The sequence below is a fragment of the Bacteroides sp. HPS0048 genome, assembly GCF_964240755.1.
In the GTDB taxonomy this organism is placed as follows: Bacteria; Bacteroidota; Bacteroidia; order Bacteroidales; family Bacteroidaceae; genus Bacteroides; species Bacteroides nordii.
The window spans coordinates 74395-100970 of the sequence record NZ_CAXSVC010000010.1; the positions used below are offsets into that span (position 1 = coordinate 74395).

General features: G+C 40.5%; 19 protein-coding genes. 15 read left to right on the top strand and 4 right to left on the bottom strand.

What is annotated here, in order from left to right; translation table 11 throughout:
* The 7 genes from ACESQI_RS10165 (at position 1) to ACESQI_RS10195 (ending at position 14352) form a co-directional block, all read left to right on the top strand.
* On the top strand, positions 1–780 hold the full coding sequence (locus ACESQI_RS10165; RefSeq protein ID WP_007486690.1) for a glucose-6-phosphate isomerase family protein: 780 nt from the start codon (positions 1–3) through the stop codon (positions 778–780).
* Between the two features lie 41 nt (positions 781–821).
* The gene (locus ACESQI_RS10170) at positions 822–2252 is read left to right on the top strand and encodes a sugar porter family MFS transporter (protein ID WP_007486691.1); all 1431 of its coding nucleotides are present in this window, start codon (positions 822–824) and stop codon (positions 2250–2252) included.
* A gap of 203 nt (positions 2253–2455) precedes the next feature.
* Positions 2456–5575 (top strand): SusC/RagA family TonB-linked outer membrane protein, encoded by a 3120-nt coding sequence (locus ACESQI_RS10175; protein ID WP_373125993.1) that lies wholly within the window; start codon positions 2456–2458, stop codon positions 5573–5575.
* A gap of 12 nt (positions 5576–5587) precedes the next feature.
* A complete protein-coding gene (locus tag ACESQI_RS10180; protein ID WP_025867619.1) occupies positions 5588–7120 on the top strand; it encodes a RagB/SusD family nutrient uptake outer membrane protein in 1533 nt (510 codons plus the stop codon).
* 17 nt (positions 7121–7137) lie between these two features.
* Positions 7138–10326 carry an FG-GAP-like repeat-containing protein gene (locus tag ACESQI_RS10185; RefSeq protein WP_373125995.1) on the top strand — a complete coding sequence of 1063 codons (3189 nt, stop codon included), beginning with the start codon at positions 7138–7140 and terminating at the stop codon, positions 10324–10326.
* Between the two features lie 53 nt (positions 10327–10379).
* Positions 10380–11504, top strand: a complete 1125-nt coding sequence (locus ACESQI_RS10190) for a T9SS type A sorting domain-containing protein (protein ID WP_234130221.1) — start codon at positions 10380–10382, stop codon at positions 11502–11504.
* A gap of 181 nt (positions 11505–11685) precedes the next feature.
* On the top strand, positions 11686–14352 hold the full coding sequence (locus tag ACESQI_RS10195; protein ID WP_373125997.1) for a carbohydrate-binding protein: 2667 nt from the start codon (positions 11686–11688) through the stop codon (positions 14350–14352).
* A 138-nt stretch (positions 14353–14490) separates the two neighbouring features.
* Here ACESQI_RS10195 and ACESQI_RS10200 read toward each other — a convergent pair whose 3' ends face one another.
* Complete coding sequence (locus ACESQI_RS10200) at positions 14491–14586, bottom strand: smalltalk protein (RefSeq protein ID WP_007486699.1); 96 nt, start codon at positions 14584–14586, stop codon at positions 14491–14493.
* 204 nt (positions 14587–14790) lie between these two features.
* Complete coding sequence (locus tag ACESQI_RS10205; protein WP_025867616.1) at positions 14791–15255, bottom strand: HU family DNA-binding protein; 465 nt, start codon at positions 15253–15255, stop codon at positions 14791–14793.
* Positions 15256–15486: 231 nt separating this feature from the next.
* Between ACESQI_RS10205 and ACESQI_RS10210 the strand changes: the two genes are divergently transcribed.
* A complete protein-coding gene (locus ACESQI_RS10210; protein WP_007486702.1) occupies positions 15487–15723 on the top strand; it encodes a DUF4248 domain-containing protein in 237 nt (78 codons plus the stop codon).
* A 263-nt stretch (positions 15724–15986) separates the two neighbouring features.
* Here the strand turns inward: ACESQI_RS10210 and ACESQI_RS10215 are convergent, their stop codons facing one another.
* Together ACESQI_RS10215 and ACESQI_RS10220 are read right to left on the bottom strand one after the other, a co-directional pair.
* Complete coding sequence (locus tag ACESQI_RS10215; protein WP_195449967.1) at positions 15987–18212, bottom strand: VapE domain-containing protein; 2226 nt, start codon at positions 18210–18212, stop codon at positions 15987–15989.
* Positions 18213–18353: 141 nt separating this feature from the next.
* Positions 18354–18701 (bottom strand): hypothetical protein, encoded by a 348-nt coding sequence (locus ACESQI_RS10220; protein WP_025868328.1) that lies wholly within the window; start codon positions 18699–18701, stop codon positions 18354–18356.
* Positions 18702–19457: 756 nt separating this feature from the next.
* Here ACESQI_RS10220 and ACESQI_RS10225 point away from each other — a divergent pair.
* From ACESQI_RS10225 to ACESQI_RS10255, 7 genes are all read left to right on the top strand, one after another.
* Positions 19458–19994: a UpxY family transcription antiterminator gene (locus tag ACESQI_RS10225; protein ID WP_195661124.1), complete on the top strand. Its 537-nt coding sequence runs from the start codon at positions 19458–19460 to the stop codon at positions 19992–19994.
* 19 nt (positions 19995–20013) lie between these two features.
* Positions 20014–20502 carry a UpxZ family transcription anti-terminator antagonist gene (locus tag ACESQI_RS10230; RefSeq protein ID WP_195661123.1) on the top strand — a complete coding sequence of 163 codons (489 nt, stop codon included), beginning with the start codon at positions 20014–20016 and terminating at the stop codon, positions 20500–20502.
* An 84-nt stretch (positions 20503–20586) separates the two neighbouring features.
* Positions 20587–21558, top strand: coding sequence for an SDR family oxidoreductase (locus ACESQI_RS10235; protein ID WP_025867567.1), 972 nt, complete (start codon positions 20587–20589; stop codon positions 21556–21558).
* A gap of 22 nt (positions 21559–21580) precedes the next feature.
* Positions 21581–22843, top strand: coding sequence for a nucleotide sugar dehydrogenase (locus ACESQI_RS10240; protein WP_195661122.1), 1263 nt, complete (start codon positions 21581–21583; stop codon positions 22841–22843).
* Between the two features lie 9 nt (positions 22844–22852).
* Positions 22853–23950 carry a glycosyltransferase gene (locus tag ACESQI_RS10245; RefSeq protein ID WP_195661121.1) on the top strand — a complete coding sequence of 366 codons (1098 nt, stop codon included), beginning with the start codon at positions 22853–22855 and terminating at the stop codon, positions 23948–23950.
* Positions 23943–25385: a lipopolysaccharide biosynthesis protein gene (locus ACESQI_RS10250; protein ID WP_195661120.1), complete on the top strand. Its 1443-nt coding sequence runs from the start codon at positions 23943–23945 to the stop codon at positions 25383–25385. Before ACESQI_RS10245 ends, ACESQI_RS10250 begins: the two co-directional genes overlap by 8 nt.
* Positions 25382–26575 (top strand): hypothetical protein, encoded by a 1194-nt coding sequence (locus tag ACESQI_RS10255; RefSeq protein ID WP_195661119.1) that lies wholly within the window; start codon positions 25382–25384, stop codon positions 26573–26575. Before ACESQI_RS10250 ends, ACESQI_RS10255 begins: the two co-directional genes overlap by 4 nt.
* Position 26576: the final 1 nt, after the last annotated feature.

Sequence of the window (26576 nt, forward strand, 5' to 3'; positions counted from 1 at the left end):
ATGATTTTTAATCCGGGTTTTAATATAGAACCTACAACGAACCCCATGGGGTTCGTTTATGGGGCCGATGTTTTTGGTCCTCAGGTAGAGAATCGTTTGTTGAAAGACATTCGCAAGAGTTTATCCGATCCTGATTGTGAGGGTCCGGAAGTAGTGTATGCCATTGCTATGGATGTTGGTAAAAAGATCCATGCAGAGTTATTGAAAGAGAGGCATCTTCTTTATGGAGTAGTGACCTATGCAGCCGGAAAATTAGGCAAAGAACCGATACGTAGCCAGGGGCACATTCATTGGGTTTCAAAGTTCAGTCATTGGTCTACTCCGGAAGTTTATGAGATATGGTCGGGTGAAGCTATTATTTATATGCAGGAGTTTGCAGAAGACAATCCCGGACGTTGCTTTGCCGTTTATGCCCATCCCGGTGATGTTGTGGTTGTACCTCCATACTGGGCACATGCCACTATTAGTGCCAATCCGGATAAACCATTGACATTCGGTGCCTGGTGTGATCGTGATTATGGTTTTGAATATGATGGAGTCCGTAAGCATAAAGGCATCGCCTGGTTTCCCGTTTTCAACGATAAAAATGAGATAGAGTGGCAGGCAAATCCATTGTATGATAAGTCGGAGCTGATATGTAAATCTCCTGCCGGTTATTCAGAGCTGGGTATTGTAAAAGGCGAAGCAATCTATACAACTTTTGAAAAGAACCCGGATACATTTTTATATGTTCCCCGTCCGGAACTGAAAAAAGAAGTATGGGAAAATTATGAACCTTAATAAAACAGAGAAACATTAATAAATAACCCAATTTAACTACCATGAAAACAGAGTATAATAGTAAGCTTATTTATGTCATAGCAGTAGTTGCTGCTACAGGTGGACTGTTGTTTGGATTTGATACCGGAGTGATATCAGGAGCCATTCCTTTTTTCCAGAAAGATTTTGGAATCGATAATAGTATGATTGAAATAATTACGGCTTCCGGATTGTGTGGTGCTATTTTAGGAGCACTCTTTTGTGGAAAGATTACAGATACGCTCGGACGTAAAAAAGTAATATTGGTATCCGCTGTCATTTTTGCCATTGGCGCTTTATGGTCCGGATTTGCTCCCGATGTTTATCATCTGATTGCTTCACGTTTATTTCTGGGTGTAGCTATCGGAGTTTCTTCTTTTGCCGTACCTCTTTATATTGCAGAAATCTCTCCTGCAAAAAAACGGGGAGCTTTGGTTTCGATGTTTCAATTGATGGTTACGATAGGAGTATTGGTTTCTTATCTTTCCGATTTATTTTTTGCCGATGAAAGTCAGATAGATTGTTGGCGGCCGATGTTTTACGTCGGAGTTATCCCGGCTATTGTTTTGTTTGTAGGTATGCTATACATGCCCGAAACTCCGCGATGGCTGATGAGTCGTGGAAGAGAATCGGAAGGATTGGCCGTTCTGTCACGTATCGAGAGTCCGGAATCGAGAGACGAGTCATTTGAAGCAATTAAGAGAGAAGTAGTCAAAAGTCGTGAGGAGAAAGCCGGGTATCGTGAATTGTTTAAACCCTGGTTACGCAATGCTGTGATCATCTGTATTGGCATTATGTTTTTTCAACAGTTTGTGGGAATTAATACAGTCATCTATTATAGCCCTAAAATATTTCTTATGGCTGGGTTTAACGGTACGGTTTCTGCTATCTGGGCTTCTGTGGGAGTGGGAGCCGTCAATCTGCTTTTTACCATTGTTTCTGTGTATTTTGTAGATCGGTTGGGAAGGCGTAAACTTTTTTTCACTGGTCTGACAGGAATCACGGTTTCTCTGGTTTTATTAGGTATTTGTTTCGCTTTCTCCGCTTCGTTAGGCAATGCAGGTAAATGGTTGTCCGTCACATTGGTCTTTATCTATGTGGCTTTTTTCGCTATCAGCATTGGTCCGTTGGGGTGGCTTATCATTTCCGAAGTATTTCCTCAGAAACTCAGAGGGCTGGGTTCCTCCATCGGTTCTTTGTCCGTATGGTTTTTTAATAGTATTGTATCTTTTACTTTTTTCAAAATTGTGCATGCTTTCACTATCAGTGGCACCGAGATATATGTGGAAGGTGAGAATCTGGGAAATCCGGCCGGTGCATTCTGGTTTTATGCAGTAGTGGCTTTAGCAGCTTTGATATGGGGATACTTCTATGTTCCGGAAACCAAAGGAATCTCTTTGGAAAAGATCGAGGAGTATTGGCGTAAAGGTGGCAAACCACGCTTTCTGAAATAGAAAAACAGAATAAAATATTGGAATAATACCAATAAACAGACCTTGAAATGATTATTATGGTAAGATATCATAATTATCAGCTAAAATGGCGGAAAGAAGGTATGTTGCTTATCCGTACTTTTACATTCGTCATTCGATGCTAACCAAAACTCTTTTATTGATCGGGATATAAATAGACTATAATAAATGAAAACACAATGAATATGAAAACAGAGTATCTATGTAAGAGTCGTATGAAGCATATTTTGCTTATAGGGACTGCAATGTTTCTTATTTCTCCCATTACCCTTTATGCCGGTGTTACAGTAGACCTGAATACAAATACTGAAACCGGAATTATGAATGGGGCACAGCAACAACAGACAGTAAAAGGTATTGTAAAAGGGCCGGACGGATTACCCGTTATTGCTGCCAATATCTCCCAGAAGGGAACTAATAATGCTACCATTACCGATTTGTATGGTAACTTTACACTGAATATTACAGGACAACACCCTGTTCTGGTTATTTCGTATATAGGATATGTCACTACGGAAGTAAATGTGTCAGGAAGGGCTTTTATTGAAGTAGTGTTACAGGAAGATGTCGAAGCATTGGATGAGGTAGTGGTAGTAGGATACGGAACCATGCGTAAGAAAGACGTTACGGGAGCCGTATCTTCAGTCCGGACAGAGGATATTACTAAGAATGCTACTTCTAATGTGATGCAAGCCATTGCAGGAAAGATGTCGGGGGTACAGGTTGTACAAAATTCCGGAACTCCGGGAGGTGATGTCTCTATTCTTATACGTGGAGTTGGTACCATAAATGATGCATCTCCTTTGTATGTTATCGATGGGGTACCTGTCAGCGGCGGTATGTGGTATCTGAATCCTAATGATGTAGAATCTATCGATGTTTTGAAAGATGCTTCGGCTACGGCTATTTACGGTTCCCGGGGAGCCAACGGCGTAGTGATGGTTACTACTAAACAAGCACAGGAAGGGCATACGGAAATTAATTTTGATTATAGTTACGGCATACAACATACGGCAAAAACATATGATATGCTGAATGCATCACAATATGCCGCTTTACATAACGAAATGCGTACTAATGCCGGACCTGAATATTCTTTAAATCCGGCTTTTTCCGACCCGGAGTCGTTAGGAACGGGTACCGACTGGATGGATGCCATTTTCCGTACTGCACCCATGCAAAAGGTGAATCTTTCCATGTTAGGTGGAAATCAGAAAATAAGCCATGCTACCTCATTGGGCTATTATACGCAGGATGGTATTATGAAGAATTCGTCTTATAATCGTTTGAGTCTGCAATCGAATATATCCTCTAAAATTGTATCGAATGTAACGGTAAGAGCAAACGTAAACCTGAGTGCGGAGAATCGTCGTACTCAACCGGTCGGCACAGTTATTCAAAATGCAATGCGTATTTTGCCTTCTATTCCAATTCAGGATGAAAATGGTGAATATGCCGGCCCTACCGGTAATGCAGAATGGAATGGAAATGCACTAAATCCGGTGGCTATTATCAATGAGCAAAATTATCGGATGAAAGGATTCCGTATGTTATCCAATATTTCTCTTGAGTGGGAAATTATAAAAGGACTGAAGTTCAAAACCACAGGAGGAGCTGAGTTAGGGTATGATTATAATAATTCGTATATTCCTAAGTACAAATGGGGAATGAATGAATCGAAGAATACCATGCAAACTGTTTCTTCTGCTTATGAACAGTTGTATTTGTGGGACAATACTTTGAATTATGATAAGTCTTTCGGGAAACACCGGATAAATGCCATGGTAGGTACTTCTTATCAGGAATACAAAAAAGAGAGTGTATCTGCCTCTGGTTCCGGGCGTGCCAGCGAACTGACTACGGAACTGGATAATGCAACTAAAGCGACTGATGTAGGAGGTAATTCATTGCGCTGGGCGTTGATGTCGTACATGGCACGTTTACACTATTCGTATGATGACCGTTATTTAGTGACAGCAACTTTCCGGGCAGACGGTTCGTCGAAATTCGGTAAAGACAATCGTTTTGGTTACTTTCCTTCCTTTGCTGCCGCATGGAATATTGGTAACGAATCTTTTATGCAATCTGTGAAGTCCATCTCTCAACTGAAACTCAGAGCCGGTTACGGACAGACAGGTAATCAGAATATCGGTGCTTATGCTTTTGCCGATAAGCTGAGCGTGAACGGAGTTTACAATTTTGGTTCTCAACGTGGTTTCGAATCAAATCTGGTAAATTTGATATATCCTTATCTTTTATCCAACCCGTCAGTAAAATGGGAAGCTGTAGAACAGTATAATGTGGGTGTTGACATTGGTTTTTTAAAGAACCGTATTGTTGCAAATCTTGATTTTTACGTGAAAAACACACGTGATATGTTAACTAAAAAACCGGTTCCCCAAACAAGTGGTACTTCCTTGGAACAGGCAGATTGGCCACCGGTAAATATAGGTAAGGTACTGAATCGGGGTTTTGAATTTACCATCAATACAAAGAACTTTGTAGGAGAGTTTAAGTGGGAGACCAATCTTAATATGAGCTTCAACCATAATGAAGTTGTCTCTATTGGTGGTCCTGAAATTTTGAACGGTGTAAGCCTTATTCGGGAAGGACAACCTATAAACTCTTTCTATGGCTACAAACTGGGAGGAGTATACCAGACACTTGATGAAGTGTTCACCGGGCCTGTAATGGAAAATCGTGCAGCGGACAAAGCGTCTCACAACCCTTATAAAAACACCTCTCCCGGTGATATGTGGTTTGTTGATGTGGATGGAAACGGTGAAACTAATGATCTGGACCGTACGGTTATCGGTAATCCGTCTCCGGATTGTATTTTTGGTTTCAATAACACGTTCAGTTATAAAAATTTTGATTTGAGTATTTTCTTTCAGGGTGCTTTGGGCAATCAGGTCTGGAATGGTGTGAGAGCCAGCCATGAGAGTATGAACAGTACCTATAACCAACTGGCATCTACTTTAGAGAGATGGACGGGTGAGGGAACCAGCAGTTCTATGCCACGTGCCATATATGCCGACCCGAATAATAACTCACGTGCTTCTACCCGTTGGCTGGAAAATGGTTCTTATGCAAAGCTCAAAAATCTGACATTCGGTTATACGCTTCCGGAAAACTGGACAAACAGGGCAAAAGTAAAAGCGTTACGCCTTTATGTTAGCTTCGATAATCTCTGTACTATAACCAACTATTCAGGATTGGATCCGGAAGTCGGATTAAGTGGACTGGACTATGGAGTTTATCCTTCCGCCCGTACCTATATGTTTGGTGTATCCGTTAAATTCTAATATGATAAAGCCATGAAAAAGTATATTTATATATTCGCCTTTTTAGGACTGTCACTCTGTAGTCAGAGTTGTATGGATAAGCTGGAAATATTACCCAGTGACCAGATTATTACCGATAATTTCTTCGAGAAAGGTACGGCAGAAGAAATAGAAAGTGGAGTCAACTCCATGTACCAGCGTCTGCAAAGTTCGTATATGTACAATCTCCGTATGTGGACACTGGATATTGTGGCCGGAGAGGGTAGTGTAGGCAATGAAGCGGGAGGCAATGGGTTGGAAACTACCCAACTTGCCAATTTTATAACTACCAGTGATAACTCTGGTGCAAAAGAATTATGGCGGGGCCCTTGGGCAGGCATCAGTCGTACGAACTGGATTTTGAATAACATAGATGATGCTGTCCATGTAAGTCCGGATAAGATTACTCAATATAAGGGAGAAGCACATTTCCTTCGTGCTCTGTATTATTTCAATCTGGTACGTTTGTTTGGAGATGTTCCGCTGATTAAGACTCAGCAGACAGCAGGAGACGACTTACAGGTTCATCGTACACCCAAAGAAAAGGTTTATGAACTGATTATACAGGATTTGAAAGATGCTTCTACCATGCTGCCTGTGCAATATGAACAATCTTCCGACATTGGTCGTGCTACCAAAGGTGCTTCTTTAGGATTATTGGCAAAGGTTTATCTTACGCTGAAAAGATATGATGATACCATTCAGGCCATCGAAGAATTGAATGCTTTGAATGTGTATTCATTAAACAGAAGGTACGATTGGAACTTTGATTATTTGCGTGAGAATGGCCCCGAAAGCTTGTTTGAGGTACAGTACGAAAAAGATATAACTACCTATTCCGAATTTGACATACTTGGACAGGGAGCTTGGCACAATGACTATATGGCTCCTTTGGCTCCGGTAGCCATTGGTGGCAGATGGGGAAACTTTGGCTGGTTTGCCGTTTACCCGGAATTTGTGAATTCATATGAAGCCGGAGATTTACGTAAGGTAGTATCTGTCTGGTGTCAGGGCGACCAGTATAAAGGATGGGCCTATAACCCTTCGGTTTCTCAAACCGGACATAATGTGAAGAAATTCTTGTGTGAAGATATTGGGCAGGACCGTGCAATGGATAGTCCTTTGAACTTTCCCGTATTGCGTTATGCCGATGTGTTGCTGATGTATGCCGAAGCTTTGAATGAAACCGGGCATACCGAAGAGGCATGTGCTCCTGCTGCTTCTTATGAAGAAGGAGGGCCGTTGAATCGTGTTCGTGTCAGGGCGGGATTACCTAATGTTACTACCGAAGACCAGGCAGAGTTGCGTGAAATCATTCGTCACGAGCGTCGTATGGAATTGGCTTTTGAAGGCGGTCACCGTTGGTTCGATTTGATTCGTTATGATGAAAACGGAGAGTATGCAAAAAATTTCTTTCACAGTATAGGCAAAACCAATTTTACTACTCCCAAACATCTGTTATTGCCTGTTCCAATGGATGATATTGATGCCAACCCCAATTTGAGACCGAATAATCCCGGATATTAATTTGAATCAGAAAAAGTATGAAAAAGAAATTTCTATTGTTAGTTGTCTTTGGATCTCTCGCTTCCTGGATGAATGCGCACGACGATTTGATTTACAGGACACAATCGGGATGGAGTTATGATATCGGCAATCAGTCTCATATTACTCAAACGGTGGATGCTGCTTTTATAGGGGGAGCTTGTGTGGGCGATTATAATGGCGATGGGTTGGTAGATATTTGTGAGGTAGAGATTAGCGGTGAAAATATAAAATGGGTATGGAAAATAAATGATGGTAAAAAAGATTGGATAACAAGCCCTTCGGTAAGTTTTGGCATCAGTGCTACCGATAAGTACGTGACTGGTGACTTTAATGGTGATGGAAAGGCTGATATTGCCGTTATGCGTTCCGGAGCCGGAGGACTGGCCACCTGGTATATCGACTTTTCCCCTTGTGAGGGGAATGTCGATGCCAGAGGTCAATTCGGATTACCCGGAGATATCCCTTTATCCGGTGATTTTAATGGTGATGGGGTAGATGACCTTGCTGTTTATCGTCCTTCTACGGGAACCTGGTATGTTGCGTTTTCTTCTTTGACCGGTTATCCTGAATTCGATATGCCTTTGGCTATTAACGGAGTAGTGTTCGGTACAACAGAAGATATTCCTTTTACCGGTGATTTTAATGGCGACGGCTATACCGATATGGCTCTTTATCGTCCTTCTACCGGACAGGTTCTTATTAATTATTGGTCGGCAGACAAGCCTCGTTATGAACATTATGCCGATTCAAAAGGGTATGGTACTGTCGATGGCACTGTAATAGTACCGCTAACGGGTGTTCTTGCTGTCATGTCTGCTGATATGGATAATTCACGTCCTGCGGCTTTGCCTTTGGCTACCTTTGAAGAAACAGGGCGGGAGGTGAATCTCCGTCACGGGTGGACCTGTATTTTTGATAATTCTTTGAATGTGGATAAATGGGCTCATAATCTGGAAGCTGTAGGAATTAATACATTGGAGTATCATCCCTGGATGAGAGCTCACGAAGAAATTGCTCCTCAAACGGAAACGTGGAACACCTATGTAGGAGACGATCGCCTTTGGACAAGCAAAGAGACAATGAAAAAGAAAATAGAGAAATTCCGTAGTATCGGAGGACGTTCTGTTTGCTATACCGGTATATATGCCGCCACTCCGGCTTTCGCTCATAATTATCCCGATTGGGCTATGCGGAATGTAGCTGACCGCAGTTTCATTACTTATGGCAACTCTTATCTTTACTTGATGTCTACCAACGAATCAGTCGATGCCTCCTATACAATAGGAGGGGAGACTTTTAAAAATTTCAATGATTATTTTGTATCTCAGGCTGTGAAGGCGCAGAAGGAGTATAATTGGGACGGATATCGTTGGGATTGGTATGGACTACCTGAGAACTATGTTTGTGACGGAACTTCTGCTGCTTGTAACTTTTCATCCGAAATGGCTCCATTGGTTAATCGTTTGGATTTGGCAGTGAAAGAGGTACGTACAGATGTCACTACGACGGCTTTGCAACTGCCTTCTACAAGTGGAAACATTCCCCATTATACTACGGGAGCCGTAGCCAACCATCAGTTTATGGAGCTTTGGCCTTTTGGTACGGGAACCAAATATACAGACCTCTACCGTGATATTTATGAAGCAAAATCACGTTATCCGGATAAACCTGTATTTGCCAATTTTTATCCGCCTGCTGAGATGAATTTAACGACTGGCTGGCCCAAACAGAATATCGATTATCAATTTGCTACCTGCCTTTCTGCCGGTGGTTATCCGGCTGCACAGGTCGTAGACGGAGTGGCAAGCTTTACAGATCCCGTACCTTTCCATGCTGTAAATTATCCGGTGGAAGTACTCGAACGGATAGCCAGCTGGAATAGGTTTACAGAGGCTTACGGAGCCTATCTGTATTATTCCAATCATGCCTATGTGATTGCCGATTATAATTATTCGGATTTATCATTGAGTAATGCCACCGGTATCTATGCCAAATTAAAGAGACGCTGGGACAAACGAACTCGCCGGATGGATGCTTTGATTGTCGATTTGGTAAATTATGGTTCTACAATAGATTTGCGCTGGGATGCAGTTAATGCAGCCCCTCAGACAAAAACAGTAGAGGTATCTTTTACACTGCCGGACAATGTGACTCCGACAGACCTTTATTGCATTACTTTGGAAGAAAGCCGGAAAGTGGATTATACCCGGGAAGGTACTAAAATACGGGTGTCACTCCCTTCATTGGATACATTTGCCACCTTGGTACTGAATCTGAACAATACGGTTGGGATACCGCAGGAACCCGGAAAAGAGGCTGCTACATTTGATCTGTTTCCTTTCCAATACGATGCCAAAGGAGAAACCCTACGCTCCGGAAAAGTCAGTGCTATTACAGTTCTTGATGATCAGGAACCTCTCATCGTATCCAATGACTATAACGGTAATGTATCTCATGCCGATAGGATAGCGGATGCATTTACAGGTGAGAGGGCATTGCAGGTAACTCCGGGAATGATTCGTTTCACCACCACTTCGGATGGTGCCATACGTGTCCCTATTGATCAATTCAACCGCTTTAAAATAGCGATTCGTTCTCACAACACCACGGCTTGTTGGTTTGGTTTCCGTCTGATAAAACCGTCTGCCAGTTCTCCTGTATGGGAAACGAAAGACATATTCTATCGGGTAGGATATTCTCAACCGGGATTGGCTTACCTTACATTGACACCCGTAAAGCCCAAAGACGGCGAATGGGTGGAATATGAAAGGAATATTCAGCAAGACCTCATCGGATTGTGGGGAGAAGATTGGGCGGATGCTATTGTAATATCTGTTTTCATGGGACCGGTAGACAGGAATAGTGCCGACTATGATAATTTGATTTTCATGTCTGACGGGTATACAGGAATTGATTCTCTTAAAAAAAAAGATGAAATAAAAATCTGTTTTACTGACGAAGGTTCTCTGATGATTGTATCTGGTGGAATGCAACAGGAACATCTTTACGAAATCCGGTTAATGGATATGGGAGGCCGTATCTGTTATGAAGACAGACTCCGGTTTAATAACGGGATACTCTCTTGCAGCATTCCTCCATTACCGAAGGGGGCTTATCTGCTGACTATTAATGATACTGAAGAGAAGGGTCTTTACTCTTTATATTCTTCAGTTGTACTTCGGTAAAGTTTTAAATAAATGTTGATGAATTACTATTGTATAATTTAAATTTAATGGTTATGAAAAAGTTAATACTTGCAACTCTGGCCTGTTTGATGGCTGTTTTTATGTATGCTCAAAAATCCGATGGTATCGTGTATTGGTCTTACGGGGCAGGTTATCAGTTCGATTTCGATTTGGATGGAAAGATTGACCTTACGGTTCCTACGCAGACTAAAGATTTGCAGATATCCGAAGTCTTTGTATATGATGCCAATGGTGACGGTTATTTTGATTTATGCGAGGTAGACCGTTCCTGTTCGGTAGACCAGCTTATTCATTGGCGATTCTATTATAACGATGGAAATAATAATTTTATTGATCCGCAGGAAGTTGTGTATGGAATGGCAGTAGGAGATAAAGCACTCTCGGCAGATTTCAACGGTGACGGCGTGGGTGATGTTGCTATTCGCCGTGACAATGAGTACGGACTTTGGTGGCTTATACATTTTATGGCAATGGCTCCGGATGTAAATCTTGCTTTTGGTATTACGGAAAACGATTATTTGTTGGCTGGAGATATGAATAATGATGGACAGGCAGATGTCGTTTTATATGATAAAGGAAATTGGCTATGCTCTTTTACTCCTTCTGCTACAGAATATAAAACTCCGGATTTTGCAAATCAGGATATTACGAATATGCAGTTTGGAACTAAAAATGACATTCCTTTATTGTTAGATTTTAATGGTGACGGATATGATGATATGGCAATCTGTTCGGTGAACGACGAAGAAGTAAATGTTAACCTTCGTAATCCGGCTACTAAACCTGAGAATAACGGATATAGTAAAAGTGGTCGTGGTTCTTTTGATGAAACCTTTTTTATGCCTGCCGGGATTAAGCCGACCTGTGTACGTGGTGTAAAACTTGGTAAGGGAAGTGGGACAGGCGTAAGTACGGAAAAGCAGGAAGAGGCTGTATCTGTTTATCCTGTAATCGTTGAAAAAGATGCTTCGTTTGCCGTAAAGACGAATTCTGATAATAATCGGATCTCTGTTTATAACGTGACCGGACAACTGGTTAGAACGATTGTTGCAGGGCCTACCACAGACATACCAGTGGATGGTTGGAGCAGCGGACATTATTTCGTTCGTGTAGAATGCGGAAATAATGTGGTTACTAAAAAATTGATTATAAAATAATTCCTTTAAGTACTGTATCCTCATTAAATGAACATTTTATTAAAACGCAAATGATCGCAGATTTTCGCAAATTAGAAGGTTTGCTGTACTTGAGGGACGATATTTTTTGCGTGAATTTGCGATAATCTGCGTTTCAATGATAGGTTGTCATAGTATGAATTAAATTTGAAGTACTACTTATATGAAATTACATTTATGTTTTAGTCTGATTGTATTATTGTCTTTGGTTTCCTGTCGTAATGATAAAGTCTATTCCGAGTGGAGTTTACAGAATCGTGATACCGGAGAGTACTTAGGCGAGAAAGAGGGAACTTTTTGTTTCGCTGCCGAGCCCTCAGGAGATGATTTCTTTTGGATTATTGAAAGTACTCCCGGAGAAGAGTTTCTGATCAAGAATAAGAAAAGCGGGAAATACCTGCAGTTTGACGGAGAAGAGGTTGTGTGCGTAGCTTCTGATGGTAAGGGACAAGAAAATCTGAAATGGAAATATGGTGGATTTGATTTCTTGACTCAGAAGAACTGCGGTTGGTATACACTTGAGAACAAGGCTACTTCACGGGATTTACATCTGATGCGTCGGGGAGATGGAATTACAATGGGAGTTTCCGATCGTGTAAAAGACTTTAAGTCACATTGGAATATTGTACGTGAAAAAGGTACAGACCTTTCTTTTATGATAACTCCGGAGGAAGTGATTGATGCTTCTTTCCTTGGGACAAGAGAAGCTGTTGCTATTTCTGATACGGAAATAGAGTCGAATTATCATGGAGAAAATCGTTGGAAGTTACAAAAAGATATTTCTACATTTCCTCGGTTTACAGCTGAAAACAACCGTATGTTGGTAGCCCTTTATAATATGGCCCTGGAAGAGATGCAGCTTGATATCCGCACGGACAGTACGTTTATGGCAGGCGCTTTATGGCCCGATACATGGACACGTGATGCTGTGTACAGTATCTATTTCTCTTATGCCTGGATACTGCCGGAGGTCTCGCGTAAGACATTAGAAAAACAGACTTTACAAAATCCGAAAGAAGCACTTCAGGATACAGGTAGTGGCGGATCTTGGCCTATTTCTACCGATCGTGTCGTGTGGGCAATGGCCGCCTGGGAATATTATTTGTACACAGGTGATAAGAGCTGGTTGGAATCTGTATACGATGGTCTGAAATACACGGCGTTGAAAGACATCCATGTGGCATTTGATGCCAATGTTGGCTTGTTTAAAGGAGAAACCTGTTCGATGGACTGGCGTACACATACCTATCCCAACTGGTTTATAAATTCGGTGATTGCTGATTCTTTTTCCAGTGGAACTAATGCATTACATAAATTCTTTTATCAATTTCTTGGAACTGCAGGGCGTATCATTCAGAAACCGGCAGAAGAGATTGCTATGTGGGAGAAATATTCCGGTCTTTTGAAGGAGAATATAAATAAGCACTTTTGGGATGAAAAACAAGGATGCTATACTTGCTATCTTTATCCGGAATACCTGGGTTACAGGCCGACTCAAAGAGTAGGGGTGATGTCCAATGGTCTGGCAGCTGTATTGGATATAGCGACTACCGGACAGAGTATACAAATGGTAGAGAACTTTCCGCTTTATCCTTATGGAGCTGCCGTACTATATCCGAGTATTCCGGATGACTTTTCTTATCATAACAAGAGTGTATGGCCGGTCTGGGAAACCCCTTATATGTATGCCGCCCGTGATGTGAAAAATACGAAAGTAGTGGAACATATGATAAAATCATTGGTCCGTGCCGGTGCACTATTTTTGACTCACAAAGAGAATATGACCTATGATACGGGTTATGATTGCGGTACGGCATTGAATTCTTCCCGTCAGTTGTGGTCGGTGGCATCTTATATCAGTATGGTTTACCGTGTATTGTTTGGCATGACCATAGAAGAAGAAGGGATTACTTTTACTCCGGTAGTACCCGATCTTGTGGCCGGTAAAATTTCATTGGAGAACTTCCGTTATCGGGATGCAGTACTGAATATCAATATTACCGGAAAAGGGAATACAGTCAAAAAAATTACAGTGAATGGACAAGACCAAAAATTACCTTATGTGTTGCCTGCTACGGCACAAGGAGACTATACAATTGATATTGTGATGACAGCAACACACGCAAGTGATAAAATGAATCTGGTTCAGCCGGGACCTCGTGAGGATTGGTCACCGATGGAACCTGTACTGGAACAAAAAGGACAGATTATTAACTGTCCGGTAGAATCCGGCTTGCGTTATTTCTTGTGTGGCACAAAGATAGAAGATAAAGAAATAACGTTCCCATATGATCTTAGCCGAGAACCTGCCGGCTTTTATTCTGTGTATTCGGTGGACAAACGGGGTTTTAAGTCCGACTGTTCCAATCCGGTGATTAAAACTGACTGGCGGGAAATTTTTGAAGCGGAAGATGCTGTATCGAAGGGAACGTTCAGTAATGTTCATCCCGGCTATTCCGGGAAGGGATTTGTAGTGGACTTATATACTAAACCGGCAGATGTGGCCTTTACAATTGATGTTCCTGCTGATGGTGATTATGCTCTTGTCCTTTCCGGCGCTAACGGGCACGGTCCGGATGGAACCTACTGCACCATCCGTTCTGTCTTTGTCGATAATGTTGATTCCGGGACATTTATTCTGGAAGCTACAGGTGATTGGAACAAATGGACGAGGTCAAATTATATATTGAAGAATTTGAAAGCCGGACGTCATGTGGTCAGTTTGCGACTCAATCCGGAAGGAAAAGGATTTGATTCTAATATGTCTCATGGCAGGGAAGATGCCAATGATTGCAATCTGGATTATCTGGAGATAAGTCGGATACAGTGACATTGTAATGTCTTCCTGTATGACGTACATGCGTGTAAGCAAGATATGTTAAAAATGAAGGCTGTGCAGTATCTTCTACTGTGCAGCCTTCAATTTAAAACGATCTGCGAACCTGTCGCATTTTCATGCCTTCCGAACTTATACGTTCATCGCATTTGCCCCTAACGCTCCTAACACAGCCGAAGCTACTGCTATCACAATTTTTAGGATTTTATCCCAGATTGATTTCTTCATACTTATTTAATTGAAAATTGAAAGTTGAAAATTGAAAATGAGAAGAACTTAATTAATTGAAAATTGAAAGTTGAAAGTTGAAAATTGGCTGCGCAGTGTAGTTGCATTATACCTGCTTTCTTAATTTTCTAAGCACTCTTTTCTTAATTGATCATTGCTTTTACACTGCATAGCCATTTTCAATTTTCAACTTTCAATTTTCCATTAAACCGAAGGGTCTTCTCCCTCTCCTTCGCCCCCTTCTTCCTCTTTCTTCTTCAGCAAGGCTTCCAGGTCATAGAAGTCTATTTTCTCTCCGGCGCGTGTGGTTGTAATGTCCGGTCGGATGCTGGTTGAAGGTCGGAAATTTATTTTCACCGCTTTGATGTTCTTGGCGGTGCACTCTTTTACATCTTCCGTCCCTAAGGTCCGTGCCGAGAGGCTGAACACGCCGAAGTTCTTGATATTGACTGACTGTCCGCTGTACAACACTTCCCTCATCGCCTCTACGAAGTTGGTCAACACACTCTGTATGTCTCCTAATGTAAGCGAACTCTTCTCTTTCATTTTGAACGCTACTGCGTCCAGATCCGCATTGGGCCCCGTGGTCACCAATTGCGGGTAGAACTTCTCCACCGCATCCGCCTTTCTCGGGTCTTTTCTTGCAATCTTTTTAAAAGGTACTCCCATGATTTTTTAGTTTTAAAATTTGATTTACCGGTAGGAAACAGCGCTTCTTTTCCTTTCCGATGTGACAAAGATAACCTCTTCCATAAGAGTGGGTGAACGTACTTTTTTGTAGATTATTCTGTATTGCAAATACTTTGATTCATAGTTGTTTATATTGTGTTATAAGCTTGCTGATGTCCGTAATATTTGTTATATTTGAAGAACGAAAAAACAACTAAAAAGCATATTGTAATGAATGAAAATGAAGAAGAGACGAAGTTTGTCGTCAAGTCCTACCTCAAAGCCGACCTTGCCCATCTGTATCACCCTAACCTTCCCATTCCCTATGCCATGTGTAAGCTCCGGGGTTGGATCCGTAAGAACAAAGAGCTCCATAGCCTCCTTTATCAGGGTGGGGAAGGGAAGAACGACCACTCCTATACCCGCCGTCAGGTCAGCCTGATCGTCCGCTACCTCGATACCCCCTGATAAAATATTTGTAAATAAAACGCCCTAATATATTATGCCCCGTGACAATATATTCCATGCTACATTAGAATATACGTTACGGGGCATGATATGTATACTTATCTAATTGAAACGCAGATTAACACAGATTTTCGCAAAGAAAAACAGGTATAAGATAAAGAATAACAGGATTTTAATCTGTGATCATTTGCGTTAATCTGCGTTTTATCCGGATAATAAAAACTCAGTGAAACTCCGTGTTACTCTGTGGTGAATCCCCTTCCTCAAAACGGTAGCTCCTCCTGTCTCTCTCCCTTTCCTTCTCCCTTCTCCATTCTCCCTTCTCCCTTTTCTTCAACTCTCCTGCTGTTCGCACTCACCTGATCGGGTGTGAACTCTATCACCGCGTATTCCGTTATTCCGCTTTCGTTCATCCTTTTAGGGAATCCGTCCCTTTCCAACACCTGTACCAGTACCTGCTGTGTCTGCCTGTTCGCCTGTATGCGTCCGTACAAACTGATGGTTCCCATCAGTGCTGCCGCCGGCCTCCATTTCACCTCAATGTCCGTGGGGGTAGCCGCCCGGTAATAGACGTACAGATTCTCCTCCACCGGCTCCTTCATGCGGTGCTGTTCGTTCCGTTTGTTCAGTCCTGTAATTTCATCTCCCTCGTACCAGTACCGGTATCCGTTCTGTAAGAGATATATTGCCTGTGCATATACCCCTTCATAGTCTACCGGTGTGTGGAAATCAATCTCCGTGAGTACGGATAGCAGAAACCTGCGGTTTCCTCCCATGTCCTGCATGCACTGTCGGTTGTTGGTGCTGGCAATGAACGATGCCCTGCGGGTGTACCGTTCCGCCTGTACGTCGTACACCTTCCGCTCCGTCACGCTCTCCTGTGTGATGATCCGTTTCAATGCCGCTATGTCTCCCTGTTTCGCCCCTTCAAACTCCTCCATGTTGATGAGCAACCGGTTGGACAGCAGTAGCAGGTCATCCTTGTTTCCCGGGTCTATCATCCCGTTACGGTAATATTCTGCGAGTTCGGGTGGCAGCAACTTCCTGATCCAGGTGCTCTTTCCTTTTCCCTGTTCGCTGTATAGAATGAGCACATACTGGTTCACCGCCTCCTCCTTCAGTGCACACGCCACCATACCCACGATCCATCTTCTCAGGCTCTCCTTCCAGAAGTCCGTGTCCTTTGTTTTCACCGTATCCGCTAACTGTCCGATGTAGTCCGTAGTCCTGTCCCAGGGTTTCAGTCCGTAGAAATAACTCTCAAACGGGTTGAAGTTCTTCGCGTAATTCGAGTCTATCACCGCTTTGAGATAGTTCTGGAAACAGGATATGCCCGCCATTTGGAGGTTTACGAATATCGAGTTGTAGTCCTTGTTTCTCAGTGGCCGGTATTTTCCTTTCATCCCGGACGCATTCTCCTCAAAATCGATAAACTCCAACCGTTCCAATATCGTATTTCTGCGTATGTCATAATGTGCCTCCAGATATTCCAGTACCTGGGTGATGACCGGTTTCTTATCCTCCTTTTTCTTTTCCGCCTCTTCGGTCTTGTTCGTATAGAGGTATGCGTTGTGTATGGGGGTGGCTATATCTATCTCTGCCTCTGCGAAATCCTGCCGTACCAACTGCTGAACGCTTTTCTCGCTCAATCCCTTCTTGTAGCATCGGTTGCCTAAGGTGTAGAGAAAAGTGTTTCTGTTTCCCGGTTCGAACTTCTCCGAGCGGCGGGTGGTTTGTAATGCCTTTCTGTACTCTAACTTCTCCCAGGGTTCTACTGTGCCCGTTTCTCCGTCTTCAGAAGCCTGCCCTTTACTCTTTTCCTTTTTCCTTCCGGGCTTTTTCTCCTTCTTTTCCGGAGGAATAATGCTCGTTTCTACCATCTCTATCTTTTCCATCAGCTCTGTGTTCAGATAAGCCTGCGTATCGAACGATGTGAAGAAGCCCCGTCCGATGTCCTTTCCGCTTTTGTCCACGGGTATTCCCAACCGCATTTCAATGTGTTCCTGACATGCCTTGTACATCTGTGCGTGGTAATATTCCAACTGCTCGTATGTGATCTCCCGGGTTGAGAATGTTGCCTTTCTCATTTTGCAGGCCCATGCCGATTGCAGGTATACAAATACCTTGAATCCATGTCGTTTGGGAGTGAGAAAATCCGCCAGTACGTCCGGATCGCTTTCAATGCGTTCGCGTAGGGGGCCTATCTGCTCGTCTTTCAGTTTGTCTATATCGATGGTGATCACCGGGTTGTAGTTTTTGATACTGTACGCTAACCTCTCCTGGTGGTAATTGGCCGTCAGTGTGAGGTAGGGTAGCTGCTTCTTTGTCCGGTCCGCTTTCTCCGTCTCACCTTGGTGTACAAGCTTTTCTATCCGTTGTACGATTGCCAGGTTTTTCCCTTCCCGTATCTCTTTTATCACTTGCGTGAGGGTGGTTTCTCCTGCCACGGTGCTGTAACCGTTGTAGGTGGTGATTGTGATGTCTTTCATGGTATTCGTTTTTTTTAAGCTGTTTGTTTGTGCCCAATGTTTGTTTGTCTTGAGCGGTACAAAGGTAAACAGTAGATTTCAAAAAAAAGATTAGACTTTTCCGGTGAAAAAGCCTAATCTTCCAAGGTTGTTTTTAACTTTTTATTGTTTCGGATCGTTGAGTGCCTCTTCCTCCGCTTCGGCTATGTCCCGGATGGATTTATAGATTTCCGCCTCGGCACTTTCTTCTTTCAGATTGCCTTTCCCTTTTGTTTTCGGGAACTTGAAAAACAACGATAATATCCTTGCTATTTTTCTTACATTCTGATTCTTATCCTTTTTTTTCTGTTCATGCGCTTGCCTGGCAAATGCCTCTAAGATGTTCTCTTTCTGATCTTCTATCGGTATTTTTTCCGATAATGCCAGTTTCACGCTTGCAACTAAACGTTCCGTATCGATCTCCGTTCCTTCTGTGATAATAATGGACACTTTTCCATCTATTACCGTCACTTTTTAAAATTTGTAGTTTTAATCATAAATGTCTAATAATGGTTTTAAAATAAAACATAAATTAATATTTACGATGCGAAATTAATGGTTATTAGCATGGAATACAAGTTTTATGAGAAAAACTTCAATATTTATAAAATATATCCCCGTGTATTAAATAGAGGGTAGGGTACCCTATCCTCTATTTAATACACGGGGATTTTTCTTTTAAAAAAAGAAGAAAATACGCGTCTGTGCGCGTGTAGCACGTACGTACATTATTATAGGGAAAAGAGTATAAAGAGGGGGGAGAATCCGGTAAATGCTAATGTGGTGTCGATGAAATTATAAAAGTGTTTCAATAGACGTTCGTTTAATGGCACAAAGTTAAAACGTATATCTGGAATAACAAAATATTCTTATAAATATTTTTTTTGTTTTTGAAAGTTAAAGGTGCAGATTCTTTATATTCAGCGGTTTATGTAATTGATAAAATTAGTTATTTGATGCATTATTCTGTAAGAATGCCCAGCCGTAAATCTCCCCAAATTGGTGTTTCATTAAACGAACGTCTATTGAAACGCTTTTTGCTTTCAACTGACTCGTTTATAGTATTTTATCTGTCAGTTAATGAACAACTACAGAAAACTATTAGAAAAGAGAGATGCAAATATTGCTGTATATTACACGAATGCGTCGCAAGTGGTTGAATATCAATAGTGTATAAGATATTCAAAGCCCCGAAAGAACACCCTTTTTTGAACTACTCATAGAAAAATGGAAGCGGATAAAGAGACCGAAGTCTGGTATGCCATGCGTGCCACCTACCGTAGAGAGCCTGATGCCATGCGACTGTTTGCGAAGGAACATATCGACTATTTCGTTCCCATGCAATATAAAATAAGCATAAAAAACAGGAAAAAAGTCCGTGTCCTGGTTCCCGTCATCTACAATTTGATTTTTGTTCATGCCTGTCCTTCCGAAGTGAAACGTGTCAAGTCCATGGTTGCTTATTTGCAGTACATCACCGATACCCGAAGTGGTCAGAAGATCATCATCCCCGATCAAGAGATGCAACGTTTCATTGCCGTGGCCGGTACTTACCATGAGCAGCTCCTTTACTTCCGTCCTGATGAATTGAATTTGTCCAAAGGCACTAAAGTCCGTGTCACGGGTGGTGACTTCGAGGGTCAGGAAGGCATTTTTCTGAAAGTGAAGGGTGCCCGTGACCGTCGTCTGATCATAAAAATCCAGGGTGTCATCGCCGTTGCCATGGCGTCCATTCATCCGGATCTGATAGAAGTAATTAAATAATTCAAATTCCTTAAATAGTATGACTCTTTCCGAAGAAGCCGCCTCTCTTCAGCGCGCTGCGCATGAACTGATGTATTTGGGTATGGACGATAGTCCCATCTATAGTGATGATTTGTCCCGTCGTAACAGTGAGGTTTACCGTTTGACCACTGTCTTGTATGACTCCGGTGCCAAAGGTTCCACCCTTGAAGAACAGGCCCATGTCTGCTTGGCTCTCCTGATGGGTTACAATGCCTCCTTCATCGATTATGGTGAAAAACAGCAACACATTCAGGAAGTTCTGGACCGTTGTTGGGATCTTCTTGATGGCCTTCCCGCTTCCTTATTGAAGCTCCGTCTGCTTACTGCTTGCTATGGTGAAGTGTTCGATGAGCCTTTGGCGGATGAAGCCCGTGCCATTATCGCTTCGTGGGATTCCACATCGCTTACTGCTGAAGAGCAGGAAGCCATCACAGAATTTCAGAATGTGGTGGACAATCCTTATCCGTGGGAATATATAGACGAGTAGAAATAGTATGCATAGTTATATCGAATTCCCATTGAAGAGCTGAAAAATCGGAAAAATATACAAAGAAAGTTTTATTGAATAGCAATGAATGTTTTAATAACAGGTGGAGCCGGATTTATTGGCTCTAATTTATGTGAGGCGTTACTTGAGGATGGTAATCAGGTGACTTGTTTGGATAATTTTATGACAGGTCATATTGAGAATTTGTTACCCTTGATTGATAAATACCCCATTACATTTAAATTAATTGTAGGTGATATACGCAAATTGGAAGATTGCCGGAAAGCAGTGGAAGGTAATGAGTACGTTCTACACGAAGCGGCTCTTGGCTCGGTTCCCCGTTCTATAAAAGACCCTGTCGCTACCAACGAAGTGAACATCTCCGGTTTCCTGAATATGCTGGTTGCTGCCAGAGATGCAGGCGTGAAACGCTTTGTCTATGCAGCCAGTTCTTCTACTTATGGTGATAGCAAAAGCCTTCCGAAAGTAGAAGATGTGATAGGTAAGCCTCTCTCTCCTTATGCGATTACTAAATATGTAAACGAACTTTATGCCGATGTCTTTGCCAAAACTTATGGTATGGAGTGCATTGGTTTGAGATACTTCAACGTATTTGGTCGAAGACAAGATCCCAACGGAGCATATGCTGCTGTGATTCCTCTTTTTGTAAAGAAATTGATGAATCATGAATCGCCGGTTATTAATGGTGACGGAGAGTATAGCCGCGATTTTACTTACATCAAGAACGTGGTGCAGATGAACCTGTTGGCATTGGAAACTATCTCTTCTGAAGCGGTTAATCAGGTATACAATACAGCTTTTGGAGAACGTACCACTTTAAATCAATTGGTTGATTATTTAAAAGAGTTTCTAAGTGATTTTGATCCGGAAATAGCCAATATCGAAATACTGCATGGTCCTAATCGAATAGGCGATATCCCTCATTCTTTGGCATGTATAGACAAAGCCAAGGCTCTTCTTAACTATACCCCACAATATAGTATGCGTAACGGATTGAAAGAAGCGGTTGCCTGGTATTGGGAGAACTTGAAATAGATAAAACATAGATGATACATATATGGATACTAAAATTTGTGTGATCGGCTTAGGTTATGTTGGCTTGCCGTTGGCAAGATTATTTTCAACAAAATACAAAACGGTTGGTTTTGATATGAATTCAAAGCGGGTAGAGGCTCTAATGGCAGGACATGATTCTACGCTTGAGGTAAGTGACGAACTGTTGCAATCTGCCATTGCCGGTGGTTTCACCTGTACCTCTGATATAGAAGATATCAGAGATTGTAATTTTTATGTAGTGGCAGTTCCCACTCCTGTCGATGTAAATAACAATCCCGATCTGACACCTCTTTATGGTGCGAGTACCACTGTAGGTAAAGTGATTTCCAAAGGAGATATCGTTGTTTATGAATCAACTGTCTACCCGGGTGTTACCGAAGACGAATGTATTCCGGTGGTAGAAAAGGTGTCTGGCTTGAAATTCAATGAAGATTTCTTTGCCGGCTATTCTCCCGAACGTATTAATCCGGGTGATAAACTCCATACGGTAGAGAAAATCAAGAAAGTAACTTCGGGCTCTACTCCTGAGGTAGGGAAAAGAGTAGACGCAGTATATGCTTCTGTTATAACTGCCGGCACACATTTGGCACCTACCATGCGAGTGGCCGAAGCTGCAAAGGTGATTGAAAACTCACAGCGTGATATTAATATTGCTTTCGTAAACGAATTGTCTAAGATATTCACTCGTATGGGTATTAATACATTGGATGTACTTGAAGCTGCAAGTACTAAGTGGAACTTCTTACCTTTTAAACCCGGTTTGGTGGGTGGCCATTGCATTGGTGTAGATCCTTATTATTTGGCCCAATGTGCACAGCGCTACGGTTATAATCCTGAGATTATTCTTGCAGGGCGTAGGATGAATGATGGTATGGGAGAATATGTAGCCAACCAAGTGGTGAAATTTATGTTAAAGAAAGGTATTCAGGTATTGAATTCCAACATATTAATACTTGGTTTTACCTTTAAAGAGAATTGTCCGGATGTACGTAATACGAAGGTTATTGATATTTATAAAACATTACAAACGTATCATATTGATATTACAGTTTATGATCCTTGGGCCAATCCGGTTATTGCACAGCATGAATATGGTATAGAAGTTATCAATGAATTGCCTTCTGCGAAATACAATGCTGTTATTTTAGCTGTGGCGCATAAAGAATTCTCTGATTTGAATATCATGTCGTTAGTGAATGATGTTCATGTTATTTATGATGTGAAAGGTTTCATAAATAAAAATATTATTGATGGAAGTTTATAGTAGGTCCAAATGACGAAATTAAGAGTTCTACATATTATACCATCATTCAACGTTGGAGGAGCTGAAAAAGTGGTATTGACCTATTTGCAATCTGCAGAGAGTACAAATATTCAGTTTCGAGCAATTTCTTTATACGCAGATAGAAATACAATTTATAACAAGCAAATAAGTAAAGAAGGATTGGATGTTATTTATTTGGATAAACATTTAGGATATGATTTTGGAATTATTTTAAAAATCCGTAAACAAATAAAAGCATTTGATCCTAATGTAGTTCACTGTCATTTAAGGACAATGAAATATATAATACCTGCGATGATAGGTTTGAATAAACGAATTAAATATTTTTATACGTTTCATAGCATAATCGAGTCTGAGAATAAGGGGTTGGTGGATCGTTTTTTTAATAAGATTGCTTTCCGTTTTAGTCATATTGTCCCTATAGCATTGAATAATACACAATTGGCAAAAATAAATAAATATTATTCTATTTCATCGACCCGAATAATACCTAACTCTATAGATGTAAAAAGGTATGTTGTTGATGAATCTATACGGAAACAGAAACGTTCAGATTTGAATATTGATGATGAATTTGTATTAGGACATGTTGGGAGATTTGATTTGGTTAAAAATCATTCATTTATTCTTGCTGTTTTTTGTGAGCTCATTAGGGTAAATAAAAATTCTAAATTACTATTAGTCGGAGGGGGAAGTTTATTGGAGGAAATTAAAAGTAAGGTGGTAGAATTAGGACTGTTGTCTAATGTAATATTTGCAGGTTCATGTTATGACATTCCTTCTTATATGCAAGCTATGGATGCTTTTATTTTTCCATCCTTATATGAAGGTCTGGGAATTGTGGCTATAGAAGCACAAGCATCATCTTTACCGTGTTTAGCGTCAGATAAGGTTCCTAGGGAAGTGAAGATTACAAACCTTTTAGAATTTGAATCATTAAATGTACACCCGCAAGTGTGGGCTGAAAAGATTCTGTGTATGGCAAAAGTTAATGTGAGAAAAGATATGAGTATATTCATATCCAATGCTGGCTATTCTATAGAAAAAATGATGCAACAACTCGAGAATTTATATAATAATGCATAAAGATATAAGTAGACTGAAATTAGGGGTACTGTTTTTTTCCTTTTTTTCTATTTTATCCCTTCCATTAGGTTATCTGAGAAATTGGTTATTGTCTAAGATAAGTGTAGAAGCAGTATCTGCTTTTGCTTTGATAAACATACTGATAGGCTTGATAAGTACATTTTTTATTTTTGGGGCGACTAATGTATATTCTACTTTTTTACCTAAAATAGATGAAAAATCAAAGCAATTTCAATTTGTAGTTAGTAGCTATGTAAATTCCATAGTACTAATGTTAGTAATGTTCCTAATATTTTATTATTTATATCCGTATTTACCGAAAGAGATTATTGGAGAATTAAGAATTTCTAATTGGTGGATAATGTTCTTTTTTACTTTCTTTTTTGGATTGGCTCAAGTTGCTGTTAGTGCTCTTATCGGTTTGCGCGAATATAAATTATCTGCATGCTTAAGTAATAGTCAGATTTTTGCTGTTACCACTTTTTTACTCTTGGTTTTAGGAGGATATTTTTCTTACTTCAAGGGAAACGAGTTAAACAGTTTTTTTCTTTTAATAGGTTCAGTTTGGTGTATAGTCTTTTGTACGGCTATTTTTGCTTTAAGTAAAAAATTACCTGTTTCGTTTAAGTGGTTTTTACCACAAGGATATTGGAGTCAAGCTATATTTATTCACTTAGGTACAATATTAACTTTTTTATATTTATATGTAGATCAGATTATCGTTTTGAGTTATCTAGGCGCTAATGAGTTGGCACAATATTTTTTAATCGTTCAAATAGCCAGTCTTGTTACTTTCATTCCTATAAAACTTGGAAATGTTTTTCAATCAACTTTTGCGTCACTTTTGCGATGTAACGGAAAAGATGAAAATGCACAGTTGACCAAACAATACCATAAAGTGGCTAAATATACGCTTCTTTTGACTTTTTCTATTGCTTTGACTTTTATATTGTTTAATAAAGAGGTTTTAGGACTTTTTGCAAATAAAATGGCACTCAATAATTGGTGGTTTTCATTATTGATATTAAGATATTTCATAGGTAGCTTAGGAAATGTACATGCTATGATTATTATTGCAAAAGAAAAAAACAGGTCATATTTTACAATGAATGCAATAATGGTGCTTCTGCAAATTATATTATCTGTATTATTTGTAACGCGATATGGTATTTTAGGTATAATTATTGCCTTTATAATTACTACTGTGGTTGCTCAAATAAATTTAATTTATTTGCTAATATACAAATGTAAGATAAGACTTTTTAGTATGAGAACATTGGGTGCTTTATTTATTGTTCTGTGCTTTTTTGTTGCGTTAAATCATTATGATATTGCTTTTGTAATTCGTTTGTGTCTTTATTTATTGTCTGTACTGCTTTCGTTGAAGATATTAAATGTGAATATTAAACCGTTACTTTTTTTCTGCAAAAAATGAAAAAAATATTACTGAAGATATATAGGGTGTTGTTTCCATTCCCTTATGTAAAATATTGTAGCCAAACTATTTATGAGGTTTTGTTGGGCTGTTTGAGAATGTATGAGGCCACAAAAGAAAGTAAATGGGAGAAACGTTGTGATAAAGTCGTAGCGCTATTGAAACATATACAACGGCCGGACGGTGGATTTGATATTGGTTATGATTTTAATTTTGGCATGTTGCATAAAAAAGGAGATTCGACTTCACCTGAATTGGTAGGGTTATTGGCATTAACGGAATATGCACGTGTTTTTAATAAGTATGATGAAATAGAACCTTATGCTGCCAGAGCTGCAGAGTGGATAAGGAAATTTGCCCGGAAAAAAGGAGAAAATATTTTTGCAATTCCTTATTCGCCATATAATACAAAAGAAATAATGGTTTATAACGGTACGTCGTTTGCTTGTGGTGCTCTGGGATATTATTTAGGTGTATATAAAATTAAAGATCAGGAATTGAATGACATTTATAAAGGTATGATCAATTATCTTGAGAAATCCATGTTTGCAACTCACAGCCATTCAGGAAAATTCTGGTATTATCCGGTGCAGGATCGGACAGATCTTTCTGTTGAATTTCTGGGTAAGATTGATTATTATCATCAAATGCAACAAGTTGAAATGCATTCGCTGGCACAAATGGTGAGTTTTGATACACTCCAAGAAGACATAATAAGAAATGCTTCTGAGCATATTATTTCTCTATCTGATGACTTTGAGATACCACCTTACACCAATAGCGATCTTTTTTTTAAAGGTTATATTCATACCTGGGGTTTGTGCTCGGTCGCTTCAGGATTAATGATGGCTCAGATAAGTTTGAAACAAAAAATAAATGGGGCAGATGATCTGATAAAGAAGATTATTAATTGGATAGTGAAAAATGCATGGAATGGAACTTATTTTTATCCGATTTTGAATACTGAAGGTATTCCACAGGAAAAAAAAGATATGATTCGCTCGGATGCTTGGGTTTTTAATACTTTCTGCTGCTACTATCAGCAAAACATTCAATGTGGTTTTGATGATATTATTGAAAGTTGTTATCTTAATATGGAAAAACATAATTTTTCCGGACCGGAGAGTCATGCACAGCATAAGCAAAAAGGATTATTATTTATGCGAAATTTGCTCCGTCATATAAAATGAG